The following is a 16417-nucleotide window of genomic DNA, read 5'->3' on the forward strand; positions in this document are numbered from 1 at the left end:
TAATATCACCTTAAATCAAAAATTTATTTTAAAATCATAAAGCTATTATTTGGTATTATTTTAACATTTTTATGTAGATATAACAATCTTGTAGAATGCGTTTATAAGAGTAATGACAATTTTGATGCTTCTTCAGTTATTCGTCCTTAAATTGAATTTTAAATTAAAGATATATAAATAATATAAAAAGTAATACAGATAGGACGATATTATAGTAAAATTAAATATATAAATATAATACAAATAAATATGAGTGAAGAAAAGCTATATAGCTTAAATCTAAAAGGACAACATGTTATTTTCTTTAAAAATAATACACATATTATTTGGATATTAAGAGAGGAGAAAACAATGTTAAAAAAACTTTATTATAATGGTGGTAATTATGTTCTGTATTTTTTACTCTTTAATATAGCATTCTTATTATTTTGGTTATCTCTTAAATTTGCAATTCCCTTTGTGATAAGCTTACTTCTATCAATATGGTTGCATCCCTTAGCTAACTTTATTAGTAATAAAACTAAAATAAAAAAAGAGTTGGTAAATCTTCTTTGTATTATACTTAGTATCTTTATTGTTATAGGGGGATTGGCTCTTATAGGAACTGGTATGCTAAAAGAAACATCTGATATTGTGGGGCAATTAAGTGAAGTTAATATAGGGTTTATACCTGATAAAATTGAGCAACTAAAAGTATATATAGAAATGATGCCATCGGATATAGTGGATAATATTAATGCTCAGCTTCAAGGTTTAGCAACAAGTTTAATTGGTTATGTAGCTGTATTAGGAAATTGGGTGCTTAAAGTAGCATCTTTGATTCCGACAGGAACTATAAATTTAATAATAGTGGTTCTAAGTACGTACTATTTAATGAGAGATCATGAAGTGTTAGCAACTAAATTTGAGAATTTTATGATCGGAAAGAATGAGTTACCTAGAAATCTTTTAAAAAGGGCTAATTCTATAATAATAAATTATATACAAAGTTACAGCATTTTATTATCCATTACATTCATAGAATGCATGATAGTATTTAGTGTATTTGATATTAAATATAAATTTACTTTATCTATATTATGTGTATTTCTAGACATATTGCCTATTGTAGGAAGTGCAATTATTTATATTCCTATAGTTATAATATTCTTGATTCAAGGGGAAATCGTTTCAGCTATATGGATTATGATACTTTATATTGCATTTATGGTTATAAGAAATATTTTAGAACCAAAGTTATTATCTAAGAGCCTTGAAATACATCCAGTATTAATACTTATGAGTATTTATATAGGACTAGCTGTATATGGAATCCTGGGAATTATATATTGTATATTCTTAATAGCGTACTTTAAATTGCTAAAGGAAATGGAAGTAGTTTAGGTTTTTAATTTTTATGGGATTAACAGTATTTATAATAAAACTTGATGCTGACACTTATTAATTTTTAAGTCATAAAGCTATTGCAATGAACATAATTAGAACTTTATTCCATAAGAGTATTATTATGAATTCTTAATTGAACATTATATAAAAACATGGTAAAATACTTTTGAAATAAACTTTTAAAAGTGTTATATAAAAGGTGTGAATATAATATATGTGCAAGTATAAATGTATAATTTTTGATTTAGATGGAACAGTACTAAATACTGAAAGAATGAACCTTGTCCCTTTGCAAAGACTAATAAAAGAGGAACTTGGAATAGAGATGAAGTATGAGGATTTATTAAAATATAAGGCATATGCAGGTAGAAAAACTCTAGAAGAGCTAGGATTTAAAGATATTGAAAAATCTTATAGTAAATGGGTTAAATACGTAAATGAATTTGAAGAAGGAGCAATTCTTTATGATGGATTTCATGAAGTGTTTAAATCCTTAAATGATAGAAATATAATATGTGGAATAGTAAGTTCAAAAACTAGAGAGCAGTATGAAATAGATTTTATAAGTAAGGGATTAGATAAATATATAGAGTGTGAAGTTTTAGCAGATGATACTGAGAGGCATAAACCATATCCTGATCCATTATTAAGATTTACTGAAATAGTAGATATTGAGCCAAAGGATTGTATGTATGTAGGAGATACCATGTTTGATTTTAAAGCTACTAAGGCTGCAGGCATGGATTTTGGATTAGCTTTATGGGGTGCAGATAGCGTAGAAGGGATAAAGGCAGACTTTGAATTCAATTTTCCAAAAGATATTTTAAAGGAGTTAAATCTTGTATAATGAACAGGATAGCAGGAAAACCAACAGAGCTTAAAAATGTAAATATTTCATTAATATTAAATTCAATAAGGGATAGAGGTAATGCAACTAGAGGTGAGATTTCTAAAGATACAGGATTAAGTCATACAACGGTAAGAGCTATTTTAAATGAGTTAATAGAAATAAATGAAATAATATCCGTAGGACTAGATGAATCTAGTGGTGGAAGACGAGCTGAAAGATACAAGGTTAATTCTAATAAAAGATATATACTAGCAATATCAATAGAAGAAGATAAAGCCATTTATAGGATAGTAAATACTTTAGGAGAAGTTTTAGAAGAAAAAATTGAATTTACTAGTAATTTAGAAGACATTGAAAATGTTGTGAATATAGTTGGAAATTTTTATAAAAATTATCATAATATAGAGGGTATTGGAATTAGTGTTCCAGGAGTTGTTACTGATGATGGGTATTTATCTGGAATTAGGATGGAAGATTGGAAGGAAATAAAGATAAGAAAATATCTTAAAGAGAAATTTAATCTTCCTATATTACTAGAAAATGATATAAATTCTGCTTCTTTAGCCTTTTATAATGAGTATATAGAGAAAAATAAATGTGATTCTATTAGCCTCGTATATATAAGTTTTACATCACTAGGGGTGGGATCTGGAATAATAATAAATGGAAATGTATTAAAAGGTGACAATGGATATGCAGGAGAAATCGGATTCATTCCTATTGAAAATACTTTTTTAAATACAGTTATGTCTAGTGAGTTAGACGATGATAAGTATGTACACGTAATTATTAATATTATTAAAACAATATCATCAATAATTAACCCAAGTGTGGTTGTTTTAGGTGGAAGCAATTTTAGATATAGTATAAAAAATGAAATAAAAGACAAGTATACTAAGGAGTTTAGCATAAATACGGAGATATTAATAGAAGAGGAAAAATGCAATTATTCATTAGAAGGCATAAAAGAAGAGGCTTTAAAACTAATAAATAAAGAAGTTAAATTAATTAAAAATTAAAAATAAAGTTATTATTAGTGTAGAGGGCGTGATAGCTTTGCTAGCGTAACCAAAGTACTATTTAATATATTTAAAAGCTATGACTAAAATAATTTTAGTCATAGCTTTATTATTATTGTTTTGTTTTACAAAAGTGTATTTTATATGAATAAAAAATATTTATATAACTGATACTAGGTTTATATATAGAAAGGAGAATTAATATGGAGAATGCAATGTTTTGTTATCAATGTGAACAAACGACTGGGGGAAAAGGTTGCACTAAAATGGGGGTTTGTGGAAAAACACCAGAAGTTGCAAACCTTCAAGACTTATTGATTTATCAGTTACAGGGTATAGCATGTTATGCTAAATCATTAATTGATAAAGGTGAGCTTATCGATAAAACAATAGTTGATTTTGTAGAAGGTGGACTTTTTACAACATTAACTAATGTTAATTTTGATCCAGACGTACATATAGAAATTCTTAAGGATTCTCAAAAAGTAAAAGAGTCATTACGAAGTAAAGCACCAAAAGGGGATTATCCAGACCATGCTACATATAATTTAAGTGCTACTAAGCAAGAAATGTTAAAGGATGCAGTTAAAGCTGGAATAATGTACGATCAGGAATTAGATGCAGACATAAGATCATTAAGATCAACAATTTTATATGGATTAAAAGGAGTCGCTGCTTATGGGCATCAAGCTAGATTTATTGATTTTTATAGCGATCAGGTTGATCAATTTTATTTTGAAGCATTAGAAATTATAACAAATGATAATGTTGAAGTAGAAGAATTAATACGCTGGGTAATGAGAACAGGAGAAATGGCTATAGAAGTAATGAAAATTTTAGATGATGCTAACACAAGTAGATTCAGTAATCCTACACCTCATAAAGTAAATGTCAATAGAAAAAAAGGACCATTTATAGTTGTTTCTGGACATGACTTAAGGGATTTAGAAATGTTATTAGAGCAAACTAAGGGAAAAGGAATAAATATATATACACATGGAGAAATGCTTCCATCTCATGGATATGATGGATTAAAAAAATACAAGCATTTAGTTGGGAATTTTGGCTCTGCATGGCAAAATCAGCAAAAGGAATTTGATAATTTGCCAGGCTGTATTCTTATGACAACTAATTGTTTAATGAAGCCAAGAGAAAGCTATAAAGATAGAATATATAGTACTAGTGTAGTTGGATGGGAGGGAATAGCACATATTGGAAGTGATAAAAATGGGAATAAGGATTTTTCAGAAATAATTAATAAAGCTCTTGAATTAGGTGGATTTGAAGAAGATGAGAAAGAACGACAAATACTAGTTGGCTTTGGTCATAAATCAACATTAAGTCATGCTGATAAGATAGTATCATCAGTTAAAGAAGGAAAGTTAAAACATTTCTTCGTCATTGGAGGATGTGATGGAGCAAGACCAGGACGAAATTATTATACAGAGTTTGCTGAGCAAGTTCCAAAGGATTGTATAATATTAACTCTTGCTTGTGGAAAATATAGATTTAATAAGTTAGAATTTGGTGATGTAAATGGATTACCTAGGCTTTTAGATGTAGGTCAATGTAATGATGTTTATTCTGCTGTAAAAATTGCAACATCATTAGCAGATGCTTTTGATACAGATGTAAATTCATTACCATTATCAATAATTTTATCATGGTATGAGCAAAAAGCAGTTGCAGACTTATTAGCGTTATTATCTCTAGGAATAAAAGGGATATTCCTAGGACCATCATTGCCTGCCTTTATATCTCCAAATGTTTTACAATATCTAATTGATACATTTGATCTTAGACCTATTAGTACAGCAGAAGATGATATGAAAACATGTCTTCAACAATTGGGATAATATTATTATTTAAGGAGATATAGTTATACTATGCCTCCTTACTCTCCATTTTAAAAATAAATATAGAATTAAAATTATAAAATTTGATTCAAATCACATTTTTATTTTTTTAATTTTTCTATAATTTACTCATAGATAAGAACAAGAATATTGGAGGAATTAAAATGAAAAATAATATAAATAAAAATTTAAGTTTAGGTGAATGCGTTATTATATATCCTGCAATTGTGGAAAAGTTTAACGACATGCAATTAGATTATTGTTGTGGTGGAAATAAAAAATTAGAAGTTGCATTAACAGAAAAAGGTATTGATGTAGATAAATTTATTGAAGATATAAATAAAGATCTTGAAGAATTTATATTTGATAATACATCATATATAAATTGGAATGAAAGAAATTCAGAAGAATTAATTAACCATATAGTGAATACTCATCATGCTAAAACTTTTGAATTATTAAAAGATATAGACCCGTTACTAGTTAAGGTTTTTAAAGTTCATTACAATCATTTACCAGAAGTTTTAACAAAAGTTCATAAACTTTTTGGACAATTAAAATCTGAATTAGAAGAACATTTGATAAAAGAAGAAAAGATACTATTTCCAAAAATTATAGAATTTGAAAATACTAATGATATAGAAAAGAAGGATAGGCTAAAAGTAGAGATTGAAAGCTTTATAGGAGAACATGAAGCAGCAGGAGATATACTTAAAGAATTAGAACAAATTACAAATGATTATAATGCTCCAGAATGGGCATGTACAAGCTTTAAATTAGTATATATGAAGATGCATGAGCTAGAAAAAGATTTATTTATTCATATTCATAAGGAAAATAATATTTTATTTAAGAGATATCAATAGAAGATTTATTAAAAATTTAGAGGTGATTAAGTTGGAAAAGAAAAGATTTATTTTAGATAATGGAGTAAATAGAGAAGTTAATGAAACAAAGATAAAGGAACTAACAGTACTTTTAAAGAATTTAAATGAAAAAGGATTAACAGATGACTTAAAGGAAAAAGGATTGAAGCTTGTTAAATCAATAAGTCCATTAGAACTTTCTATGGCAGAACAAAGCTTAGTAGAGGATGGAATGAATCCAAGTGAATTAAGACATTTATGTGAGATTCATATGATGATTTTAAAGGGTGAACTTGAAAAATTACAAAGTAATATATCTAAGGGACATGTTTTATATACATTAATAGAAGAACATGAATTGATTTTAAGTTTTTTAAGAGAATTAGAAGAAGTAACAAATGTAATACTAGAAATGGAAAGCTATGATGAGAATAGAAAGGAATTTACAAGAGTAACTGAATTAGTTACTAGCATCTTAGATGCTGAACCACACCATAAAAGAGAAGAAGATGTTTTATTCCCAGAACTTGAAATAAGGGGGATAACAGGACCAACTAGAATAATGAGACTTGAGCATGAAGATTTAAGAGAAAAGAAAAGAACACTAAAGGAATTAAGTGAGTCTGTTAAAGATTTAGATTTTAATGAATATAAAGTTGAGTTGAAAAGACTTTCAAATGCTATTTGCTTTGAATTAAAAGATCATATATTTAAGGAAAACTATATATTATATCCTACAGCCTTAGAAAGTATAGAAAGCGATACTAAGTGGAGTAATATGAAAAAAGAATGTGACAATATAGGTTATTGTACATTTACACCTTATGAATGTAAGTAAAAATATAATATACTAGAATAAGTTACCTCCTCCTAAATTATATAATTTAATTATAAATGTGAATTTTATAGTATAATTATTTATATGATTTATGTTAGGAGGTATTTATTTTGAATTGTGATTATTGCTGTGAGAAATGTGCAAGTAGGTTATATGCACGAGAAGTACCTATATTTGAATCTCTTTCAGAAGAAGAACTAGATAGAATAATATCTATAAGAAAGCATTTGCATTTAAAAAAAGGAGAAAGTTTATTTTTAGAAGGAGATAAAGTTTCTAAACTTTTTATAATAAGTGAAGGAATGATAAAAATAAGTAAGACTACTGCTACTGGAAAGGAGCAGATTATGAATATATTAACAGTTGGAGATTTTCTTGGAGAAAGTAATATATTAGGAGATACTATAGAAAGTAATGTATCTGCAACCGCTGTTAAAAATACTGAATTATGTACTATATCAAGAGATGATTTAAAAGAAATATTATATTCTTATCCTTCTATTTGTTTAAAACTTCTTTCAGAACTAAATAAAAGATTAATAGAGGTAGAAAATCTTTCAAAAAATCTATCTAATAATAATCCAGAAGCAAGAATTTGTTGTATGCTCTTAGAATTTTCAGAGAAATATGGAAAAGTTGTAAATGGACAGATTCAAATAGACCTACCTTTAAATAGAGAAGGAATGGCTAATTACTGTGGTATAGCAAGGGAAACATTAAGTAGAAAATTAACTTTGTTAGAAAATGAAAATATTATTAAAGCTATAGGTACAAAGAAATTAATCATTAATAATTTAAGTTTATTAGAAGAGTTAATATTTTAATATAATAAGAGAAGAGTTGACATTTACTATAAATAATTACGAGAAATTTCGGAATATTTACAATGGATATAAATAGAATAAAATGGTAGAATGAAAGAGGGAGTTTGGATTTTAATATTTTGGGAGGATATAAATAGGGTGAATAATTTATGCGTAAAATCAATAGAGAATGCTATAAGAGATAGGTATTCTGTAAGAAATTATAGTGAAAAAGAGCTATCAGAAGAAATCATTGAACAAATAGAAGATTATATAAATACATTAGATAATCCTTTCGATATAAAAGTAAGAATAGGATTTGTAAAAAAAGAAAAATATGATGGTGTAGTTAGATTAGGCACTTATGGAGTAATTAAAGGTGCAAATTATTATTTAGTTGGAGTATGTGAGAAAAAGGAATTTGCTTTAGAAGCATTAGGATATACCTTTGAAAAGGTTATTTTATATTGCACTTCATTAGGACTTGGTTCAGTATGGCTTGGAGCGAGTTTTAATAAAAGTGCATTCGAAAAGACAATTAATTTAAGAGATAATGAGATATTGCCAGTAGTTTCTCCAATTGGATATGAAGGAGGAGAAAAATCATTTCTTGCTTCTTTTATAAAAGATCATAGAAATGTTAGAAAGAATTTTTCAGATTTATTTTTTGATAAAGACTTTAACAAACCACTTATTAAGCAATCTGATTTATATAGTGAAGCTTTAGAGATGGTAAGACTATCCCCTTCATCTATAAATAGTCAGCCTTGGAAAATAGTTAAAGATGATGGAAATTTATATATATACAGTAGTGGTGTAACAAAAATGAATAAAATCGATATGGGTATAGCGCTTTGTCATCTAGATTTATATTTAAAGGAAAAAGGTATAAATGGAGAATTTAAAGTCATAGATCCGCAGTTAGAGAGTAAATATAAATATGTAATTAGTTGGATTAAAAAATAAATAGTTTTATATAAAAGAGAGTGATACATAAGTATTTTTTATGGAGATAAAAATATTTATGTATCATTTTTTGTAATTTTATATGATAAATATACAAATAAAAATAATAATTTACAAAATCCAAAATTCATAATTGATATATTATACTTGTAAAGGGTTTAGTTATATAGTAACTAATAACAATACTAAATAATACTATTATTAATGAAGCAATTAATTTAAGGGTGGGATAGAGAAATGTTACAAGAAAACTTAGCAAAAATTCTAGATGAGAGATTTAAAAGGACAATAAAAGAAGCTAGTAACCAAGAAGTATATTTAGCTTTATTAGAGCTAACAAAGAATTCTATAAAAGCTAAAGGAAATATTGAAGGCAAAAAGAAGTTATATTATATTTCAGCAGAATTTTTAATTGGTAAATTATTATCTAATAACTTAATTAATTTAGGTATCTATGATGAAGTTAAGAGAATTTTACATGAAAATGGGAAAGAGCTTACAGAAATTGAAGAAGTAGAATTAGAACCATCATTAGGTAATGGAGGACTTGGAAGACTTGCAGCTTGTTTCTTAGATTCTATTGCTACTCTAGGACTTAATGGAGATGGAATTGGATTAAATTATCATTTTGGTTTATTTAAACAAGTTTTTGAAAATAATAAACAAAAGGCAGAAAAGAATCCATGGATAACTAGTGAAGGTTGGCTAAATAAGACAGATATAAAATTCAAAGTTTCATTTGGAGGATTTGATGTGACATCTAATCTTTATAACATAGATGTTACTGGATATAATCAGTCTTGCAATAAACTTCATTTGTTTGATATAGACACTATAGATGAATCATTAGTAGGAGATGGAATTAATTTTAATAAAGAAGAAATAAAGAAAAACTTAACGCTATTCTTATATCCAGATGATAGTGATAAAGCCGGACATTTACTAAGAATATATCAACAATACTTTATGGTGAGTAATGCAGCTCAATTAATATTATTAGAAGCAGAAGAAAATGGATATGACTTACACAAATTACATGAGCATGTAGTTATTCAAATAAATGATACTCATCCATCAATGGTTATTCCTGAATTAATTCGTCTTTTAGTGGATAGAGGAATAGGCATGGAAGAGGCTATTGAAATAGTTACTAAGACTTGCGCATATACAAATCATACAATATTAGCAGAAGCATTAGAAAAATGGCCAATGGAATATTTAGATAAGGTTGCGCCACAAATAATGCCGATTATAAGAGAATTAGATAATAAAGTAAAATCTAAGTATTCTGATGAAAGAGTACACATAATTGATAAGGATAATAGAGTTCATATGGCTCATATGGATATTCACTATGGATTTAGTGTAAACGGTGTTGCTGCCCTTCATACTGATATTTTGAAATATGAAGAACTTAAGGCATTCCATGAAATTTATCCTAAAAAGTTTAATAATAAAACAAATGGTATAACCTTTAGAAGATGGTTAATTCATTGTAATAATAAACTTACAAATTATATAAGCGAGTTAATTGGAGATGATTTTAAAAAGGACGCTAATAAATTAGAGAATTTATTAAAATATGTAGATAATAAAGAGGTTCTAAAAAAACTAGATGAAATTAAGAAGCATAACAAAATTGCTCTTAAGAATTACTTGAAAGAAACTCAAGGAGTAGAAGTAGATGAAAACTCTATATTTGATATCCAAATAAAGAGACTTCATGAATATAAGAGACAACAAATGAATGTTCTTTATATTATTCATAAGTATTTAGATATTAAAAATGGAAATGTCCCAACAACACCAATTACAATGATATTTGGAGCTAAAGCAGCACCAGCTTATGTAATAGCTCAAGATATAATTCATACTATTCTATGTTTACAAGAAATTATTAATAATGACCCAGAAGTTAGTAAGCATTTAAAAGTTGTGATGGTAGAAAACTACAATGTGACAAAAGCATCTAAATTAATACCAGCTTGTGATGTTTCAGAGCAAATTTCATTAGCATCAAAAGAAGCTTCAGGAACTGGTAATATGAAATTTATGCTAAATGGTGCATTGACATTAGGAACTGATGATGGAGCAAATGTTGAAATACATCACTTAGTTGGAGATGACAATATCTATATCTTTGGTGAAGTAAGTCAAGAAGTTATTGAACATTATAAGAAAGTAGATTATATTTCAAGAAAATACTATGAAAAACCAGAAATTAAGAAATTAGTTGATTTTATAGTAAGTGATAAAATGTTAGCTGTTGGAGACAAAGAAAATTTATATAGACTTCATAATGAATTAATTAATAAGGATTGGTTTATGACATTACTAGATCTTGAAGATTATATTAAGACTAAAGAAATAGTATTTAAGGATTATGAAGATAGAGATTATTGGAATAAAAAAGTTTTAGTTAATATTAGTAAAGCAGGATTTTTCTCATCAGATAGAACTATTGAAGAATACAATAGAGATATATGGAAACTTAGATAGGGAATAGTGAATAGAGAAGAAGTAAGAATTATAATTAAAGAATGATAAAATTAAAAAATGAAATAATAAAAAGGGAAGTGATTTTAATAAATTCACTTCCTTTTCTATTTAGGATATAGATTATTGAACCATATTATACATAAATGAGGTCTTTGCTAAAATTAGACTATTGAATAATTAGTATTTAGAGTTTAAAATTAGGTAAATATATAAATCGAATAGTTAGGAGAAAACAGATGAAAAGTTTAACACAACAACTAGTTATTGTATTAAGCTCCAAGCAAAGACTGTAACAACACAGAACATATTTTGTTTGGAGCTATTAAAAAAAGAAATTTAATCAAAATAGTTTTGTGTAGTTTTTGCTTTAATATTTTTAAAAATATTAATATTAAATAGGAGCGAAAACTATGAAGTACACAAATGCGCAAGATATATTACCTAAGGAAGTTATTAAGATAATTCAGAAGTATGTTGATGGAAGTTATTTATATATACCGAGAAAAAATGAAAATAGGAAAAGTTGGGGAGAAAATAGTGGTTTTAAAAATGAATTAATAGAACGGAATACACAAATCTATAATTCATTTAATGATGGAAGTTCAGTTAAGGATTTAGCAAATAAATATTATCTTACTCAAAATAGTATTAGGAAAATTATTAGGGAATATAAAATGTATAATAAATAAAGCATAAGAGTATGTATGATTATGGATAGTATGTGGGAAAAAATAATACATAAATATCTGTAGGCTAACTACCCCTTTTAGATAGGTGATACTATTTAAGTAACTAAATTACTATTAGGAGTGATTAAAATGAGTAAGATAAATATATTAGAAGTTTCTTTTAATTTTGGTGGCAAAAATGATACTATTTATCCTGTGATTTTACAAGATGAAAATGAGATGGTATTAATAGATTGTGGATATCCTAATTTTTTGGAATTGATAGAGGATGTTGCAATAAATAATGGGGCTAATATAAAAAAATTAACTAAAATAATTATAACACACCATGATTTTGATCATATGGGAGCGTTAGCAGAATTTAAGAGACAGTATCCTCATATACAGATATTGGCATCTGAAGAGGATGCACCATATATCGACGGTAGTAAAAAATCCTTAAGATTACAACAAGCTGAAAGTATATATGATTCGTTAGCAGAAGAGGAAAAAGAGCAAGCTAATTATTTTCATAAAACTCTTGAAGCTGTAGAGAGTTGCAAAGTAGATGTGACATTAAAAGATAAAGATTACTTAGAGTTTTGTGGAGGAATTGAAATAATAGCTACACCTGGACATATGCCAGGTCATATATCAATTTATCACAAAGAAAGTAAATCATTAATATCTGGAGATGCTTTAGTTGTAGAAAATGGTAAATTAGTTATTGCATTACCACAGTATGCTTTAGACATAGAAGAGGCTAAAATGTCTATTAAAAAGTTTTTATGCTATGATATTTATAGAATAATATGTTATCATGGTGGAATATATGAAAAAGAGATAATAAAAACACTTAAAAATATTTAATATTAAGAGCTGTACAATAATTGTACGGCTTTTATTTTTAGTAAAACCTCACTTAATATTGATATAAATATGAAAGTAAAGTATAATGGTTGATAATATCAACTATTATGGAGGTTAATATGAATAAAGAAGAAATAATTAGAAAAGAGTTAAGATTGATTGTGAGAGAATTAGGGTTACTTAATCGTAACTGTTTAAATTCTGACATGACACTTGTTCAAGCGCACATATTAAACTACCTAAAACAAAATGGGGAAACTCCGTTTAATGAATTACTTATAAATTTAGGGATTGATAAGGCTTCTCTAAGTAGAATAATAAATAATTTAGAAACTAAAAATTATTTAGAGATGAAAAAGTCTGAAACTGATAAAAGAATGAAAGAAATTTGTATTCTTCCATTAGGGATGGAAGCAATAAATGATGGGGATTATAAAGCAAATAAATTTATTAATGAAATTTTAAATTTAGGAGATAGTGAGGATACAGAAGATATTATAAGAGCCTTTAGAGTATTTCGTATTCTTGCGCTTAAAAACAATCTTAATAAAAATGATTCTAGAATATTAATTGAAAGAATTTCAGAAAATTATATGTCAGAAGCAATTAAATTAGCTACAGAGGTATTTAATAATGAGCAAAGTATTCCAGTAGAATTGATTCCAGTTAATGATAACTTAAAACCAATTTGGTGGTGTGCAAGAGTAGGGGAAGATATTATTGGAGTAACAGCAGCCTGGCAAGAAAAAGATAAATGGCATTGGGGAAGATTTGCTGTTGATAAAAGATTAAGAGGTATGGGAATTGGTCAGAAGTTAGCAATATTTTCGTTAAAAGAAATTTTTAATTCTTACACTGAAGAAGTTTATATTGAAGCAAGAGATGCAACTGTAAATATGTTAATGAAATTTAGATGCGAAGTTATTGGAGAAGCGGAAAATTTTTATGTTGAGCCCGTAACTCCAATAATATTAAATAAGAGTAATTTTTTTGCTAGTATTAAATCACAAAAATAATAGATTAAATATTATAATACAGTACATTAATATCGCGATATTTCAAAGTAAGGATTCGTATCACAGGTGAATATATGAAAAAGGTTATGAATGAACAATTAATTTATGAAATACTTTCTGTTGTGGAAGAAATCCCGAAAGGGAAAGTAGCTACGTATGGACAAATTGCCAGACTTATTGGCAGAGACAAAAATGCACGACTTATAGGAAGGGTTCTTAGTCAGGCAGAGTTTTATGGGAGATATCCATGTCATCGTGTTGTAAATCATGCCGGAAGGTTGGCACCAGGTTGGAAGGAACAACGAATCTTACTATTAGATGAAGGTGTATCCTTTAAAGATGAGAATCATGTTGATATGAAGGTAAATAAGTGGGATTGCTAGGATTGGGCTTAATGATGAATAAATAGAATTATAAGCAAAGGTGCACTTGAAAAATATGGTATAATAAAAGAAAAGTGAAAGATAAATAGGGGCAGGGAGGAATTTAAATGGATAAGAAATTGTTTATACAAGCAATCACAAAATTTGTTTTTGGCTTTATAATAATAGCATTTTTATTATTCATTTCAGCGGGTACATTAAATTATTGGAATGCTTGGCTATTTATAGCTATTCTTTTTGTACCTATGCTTATTGTAGGAATTATTTTGATGACTAAGAATCCTGATTTATTACGTAAAAGGCTAAATGCAAAAGAGAAGGAATCTGAGCAGAAAATGGTAATTCTGCTTGGTGGGATAATGTTTATCTGTGGTTTTGTAGTTTCTGGCTTAAACTATAGGTTTCAGTGGATTATATTACCTAGATGGCTTATAGTTGTAGCAACAATTATATTTTTATTCTCTTATGTGATGTATGCAGAAGTTCTACGAGAGAATATATATTTATCAAGAACTATAGAAGTACAAGAAAATCAAAAGGTAATAGATACAGGATTATATGGAATTGTAAGGCATCCAATGTATTCCTCAACAATTTTATTATTTTTGTCTATGACATTAGTACTTGGTTCCATATTTGCATTTGTAATTTTTCTTTTATATCCCGTTATTATTACAAAAAGAATTAAAAATGAGGAAGAAGTATTAGAAAAAGGACTGTCAGGATATTTGGAATATAAAAACAAGGTGAAATATAGAGTGATTCCATTCATTTGGTAAAGGCAACTCCAAATTTAAAGAGTAGATAAATGTTATATGAGGGCGACTTGGAGTTTACGAGGTCGCAGATAATTTATATAATTTCGACTGAGGGAGGACTTATTTCCTTTAGTGGCAAGAGAAAAAAATATAATGCTAGTGTGACTTGGAGCTTGCGACGGAACAGCTAGCATTATATTTTTTTCTCTTTTTTTACCTGAAAGTAACTTCACGCTCAGGAATATTAGTTTGTAAATATTCTTCTATTTCTTCTAGAATATTATAATTTTTAGGGTCTGTAATTAGGCAAGTATAGCCACTATCTCCAGCACGAGCTGTTCTTCCAATTCTGTGAATATAGCTTTCAACGCTTTCAGGAGCATCATAGTTATATATATGTGTTACTCCAGTAACATCTATTCCTCTTGCAGCTACGTCAGTTGCTATTAAATATTGTATTTCACAATTTCTAAAAGATTTCATTATTTTTTCTCTTTTATTTTGAGGAACATCACTATGTATTTTTGCAGCTTTTATACCTTTAGCAGCCAGTTTAATTTCTAACTCATCAGCTCTTCTTTTTGTTCTACAAAAGATAATAGACATAAATGGATTATCTTCTTCTAAAATTTTTATTAAAGCATCTGCCTTCCATCTATCTGTAGTTTTAACTACTTCTTGCTTAATATTAGGAATTTCAGAGTCTTCATTTTCTGTAATATCAATAATAGTAGGATTAGCCATATATCTGTAAGCTAATTTTTTCACCTTAGAATCTATAGTTGCAGAAAAACAAAGAGTTTGAAGCTTTTTAGGAGCGTAAGACATTATTTTTTCTATTTCATTTCTAAAGCCCATTAAAAGCATTTGATCTGCTTCATCTATAACAACAGTATTTAGCTTACTTAAGTTTATGCTTTTTCTTTCTAAATGATCTATTAGCCTTCCTGGAGTTGCAATAATAATATTAATGCCTTTGTTTAATTTTTTTAATTGTGAGCCAACGTCTTTGCCACCGTAAGCAGCCAATATTCCTAAATCATTTATATTAAATTTAGTAGCTTCTTCAGTTATTTGTATTGCTAATTCTCTAGTTGGAGATAAAATTAGCACCTCAGTATTTTTAGAATTACTATTAATTCTTTGAAGTATAGGTAATAAAAATGCTAAAGTTTTTCCAGAGCCAGTTTTTGACTTACCTATTACATCATTTTTATTAATTATTTGAGGAATAACATTAACTTGAACTTTAGTAGGTGTTACAATACCATTTTTCTTTAATTCATCTACTAATTTTTCATTTATTTTTAAATCTTTAAAATTCATAATTATATCCTTTCTTTAAAAGCTATATAAAATAAATTAGAGCTTGGTATCCGGTGAAAGTTAACCAAGCTCCGCAATTATATCACTTATATAGTAATGTCTTAATCATAACATTTAAAATATAAATAATCAATATAATGGCGACTTGGAGTTTCTACGAGGTCGCAAAGAATATTTACATCCTTTTAATTTGTTTTTTTGGAATTTATAAAAAGATTATTATGTAAAAAACTTTCATAATTCCGAATGAAATGAGGAATTATTACCTTTAGTTTTGAAGTGTGATATATAAGGTTGCGATGACTTGGAGCGG

Annotated in this window: 15 protein-coding genes; 14 read left to right on the plus strand and 1 reads right to left on the minus strand. The window is 27.4% G+C overall.

Going from position 1 to position 16417, the window contains the following annotated elements:
- The first annotated feature begins 351 nt into the window (after positions 1–351).
- The 14 genes from QK892_RS06735 (at position 352) to QK892_RS06800 (ending at position 14799) form a co-directional block, all read left to right on the plus strand.
- A complete protein-coding gene (locus QK892_RS06735; protein WP_317272770.1) occupies positions 352–1383 on the plus strand; it encodes an AI-2E family transporter in 1032 nt (343 codons plus the stop codon).
- A 217-nt stretch (positions 1384–1600) separates the two neighbouring features.
- A complete protein-coding gene (locus QK892_RS06740; RefSeq protein ID WP_317272771.1) occupies positions 1601–2233 on the plus strand; it encodes an HAD family hydrolase in 633 nt (210 codons plus the stop codon).
- Positions 2233–3255 carry an ROK family protein gene (locus QK892_RS06745; protein WP_317272772.1) on the plus strand — a complete coding sequence of 341 codons (1023 nt, stop codon included), beginning with the start codon at positions 2233–2235 and terminating at the stop codon, positions 3253–3255. Before QK892_RS06740 ends, QK892_RS06745 begins: the two co-directional genes overlap by 1 nt.
- Positions 3256–3458: 203 nt before the next feature.
- Positions 3459–5111 carry a hydroxylamine reductase gene (hcp, locus tag QK892_RS06750; RefSeq protein ID WP_317272773.1) on the plus strand — a complete coding sequence of 551 codons (1653 nt, stop codon included), beginning with the start codon at positions 3459–3461 and terminating at the stop codon, positions 5109–5111.
- A gap of 164 nt (positions 5112–5275) precedes the next feature.
- Entirely contained in the window at positions 5276–5977 is a 702-nt protein-coding gene (gene ric, locus QK892_RS06755) for an iron-sulfur cluster repair di-iron protein (protein ID WP_317272774.1), read from the plus strand.
- A gap of 31 nt (positions 5978–6008) precedes the next feature.
- Entirely contained in the window at positions 6009–6815 is an 807-nt protein-coding gene (locus tag QK892_RS06760) for a DUF438 domain-containing protein (protein WP_317272775.1), read from the plus strand.
- Between the two features lie 110 nt (positions 6816–6925).
- Complete coding sequence (locus QK892_RS06765; protein ID WP_317272776.1) at positions 6926–7639, plus strand: Crp/Fnr family transcriptional regulator; 714 nt, start codon at positions 6926–6928, stop codon at positions 7637–7639.
- A 138-nt stretch (positions 7640–7777) separates the two neighbouring features.
- The gene (locus QK892_RS06770) at positions 7778–8584 is read left to right on the plus strand and encodes a nitroreductase family protein (protein ID WP_317272777.1); all 807 of its coding nucleotides are present in this window, start codon (positions 7778–7780) and stop codon (positions 8582–8584) included.
- A 237-nt stretch (positions 8585–8821) separates the two neighbouring features.
- Positions 8822–11083 carry a glycogen/starch/alpha-glucan phosphorylase gene (locus QK892_RS06775; protein ID WP_317272778.1) on the plus strand — a complete coding sequence of 754 codons (2262 nt, stop codon included), beginning with the start codon at positions 8822–8824 and terminating at the stop codon, positions 11081–11083.
- A 410-nt stretch (positions 11084–11493) separates the two neighbouring features.
- Positions 11494–11772: a CD3324 family protein gene (locus QK892_RS06780; RefSeq protein WP_317272779.1), complete on the plus strand. Its 279-nt coding sequence runs from the start codon at positions 11494–11496 to the stop codon at positions 11770–11772.
- A gap of 129 nt (positions 11773–11901) precedes the next feature.
- On the plus strand, positions 11902–12621 hold the full coding sequence (locus tag QK892_RS06785) for an MBL fold metallo-hydrolase (protein ID WP_317272780.1): 720 nt from the start codon (positions 11902–11904) through the stop codon (positions 12619–12621).
- 119 nt (positions 12622–12740) lie between these two features.
- Positions 12741–13637: a GNAT family N-acetyltransferase gene (locus tag QK892_RS06790; protein WP_317272781.1), complete on the plus strand. Its 897-nt coding sequence runs from the start codon at positions 12741–12743 to the stop codon at positions 13635–13637.
- A gap of 74 nt (positions 13638–13711) precedes the next feature.
- Positions 13712–14020, plus strand: coding sequence for an MGMT family protein (locus tag QK892_RS06795; protein ID WP_317272782.1), 309 nt, complete (start codon positions 13712–13714; stop codon positions 14018–14020).
- Positions 14021–14127: 107 nt separating this feature from the next.
- On the plus strand, positions 14128–14799 hold the full coding sequence (locus QK892_RS06800; protein WP_317272783.1) for a methyltransferase family protein: 672 nt from the start codon (positions 14128–14130) through the stop codon (positions 14797–14799).
- Positions 14800–14991: 192 nt separating this feature from the next.
- On the opposite strand, the gene QK892_RS06805 is transcribed toward QK892_RS06800, so the two are convergent.
- Positions 14992–16104 carry a DEAD/DEAH box helicase gene (locus QK892_RS06805; protein ID WP_317272784.1) on the minus strand — a complete coding sequence of 371 codons (1113 nt, stop codon included), beginning with the start codon at positions 16102–16104 and terminating at the stop codon, positions 14992–14994.
- Positions 16105–16417 lie beyond the last annotated feature (313 nt).

Origin of the sequence: Clostridium lamae, from assembly GCF_033043255.1 — a bacterium.
GTDB classification, from domain to species: Bacteria; Bacillota; Clostridia; order Clostridiales; family Clostridiaceae; genus Clostridium; species Clostridium lamae.

What these genes read in the sequence shown, in the direction of transcription:
- QK892_RS06735 (WP_317272770.1), top strand. Translation starts at nt 352, where the DNA reads ATGTTAAAAAAACTTTATTATAATGGTGGTAATTATGTTCTGTATTTT.
- QK892_RS06740 (WP_317272771.1), top strand. Translation starts at nt 1,601, where the DNA reads ATGTGCAAGTATAAATGTATAATTTTTGATTTAGATGGAACAGTACTA.
- QK892_RS06745 (WP_317272772.1), top strand. Translation starts at nt 2,233, where the DNA reads ATGAACAGGATAGCAGGAAAACCAACAGAGCTTAAAAATGTAAATATT.
- hcp (WP_317272773.1), top strand. Translation starts at nt 3,459, where the DNA reads ATGGAGAATGCAATGTTTTGTTATCAATGTGAACAAACGACTGGGGGA.
- ric (WP_317272774.1), top strand. Translation starts at nt 5,276, where the DNA reads ATGAAAAATAATATAAATAAAAATTTAAGTTTAGGTGAATGCGTTATT.
- QK892_RS06775 (WP_317272778.1), top strand. Translation starts at nt 8,822, where the DNA reads ATGTTACAAGAAAACTTAGCAAAAATTCTAGATGAGAGATTTAAAAGG.
- QK892_RS06780 (WP_317272779.1), top strand. Translation starts at nt 11,494, where the DNA reads ATGAAGTACACAAATGCGCAAGATATATTACCTAAGGAAGTTATTAAG.
- QK892_RS06785 (WP_317272780.1), top strand. Translation starts at nt 11,902, where the DNA reads ATGAGTAAGATAAATATATTAGAAGTTTCTTTTAATTTTGGTGGCAAA.
- QK892_RS06790 (WP_317272781.1), top strand. Translation starts at nt 12,741, where the DNA reads ATGAATAAAGAAGAAATAATTAGAAAAGAGTTAAGATTGATTGTGAGA.
- QK892_RS06795 (WP_317272782.1), top strand. Translation starts at nt 13,712, where the DNA reads ATGAAAAAGGTTATGAATGAACAATTAATTTATGAAATACTTTCTGTT.
- QK892_RS06800 (WP_317272783.1), top strand. Translation starts at nt 14,128, where the DNA reads ATGGATAAGAAATTGTTTATACAAGCAATCACAAAATTTGTTTTTGGC.
- QK892_RS06805 (WP_317272784.1), bottom strand. Translation starts at nt 16,104, where the DNA reads ATGAATTTTAAAGATTTAAAAATAAATGAAAAATTAGTAGATGAATTA.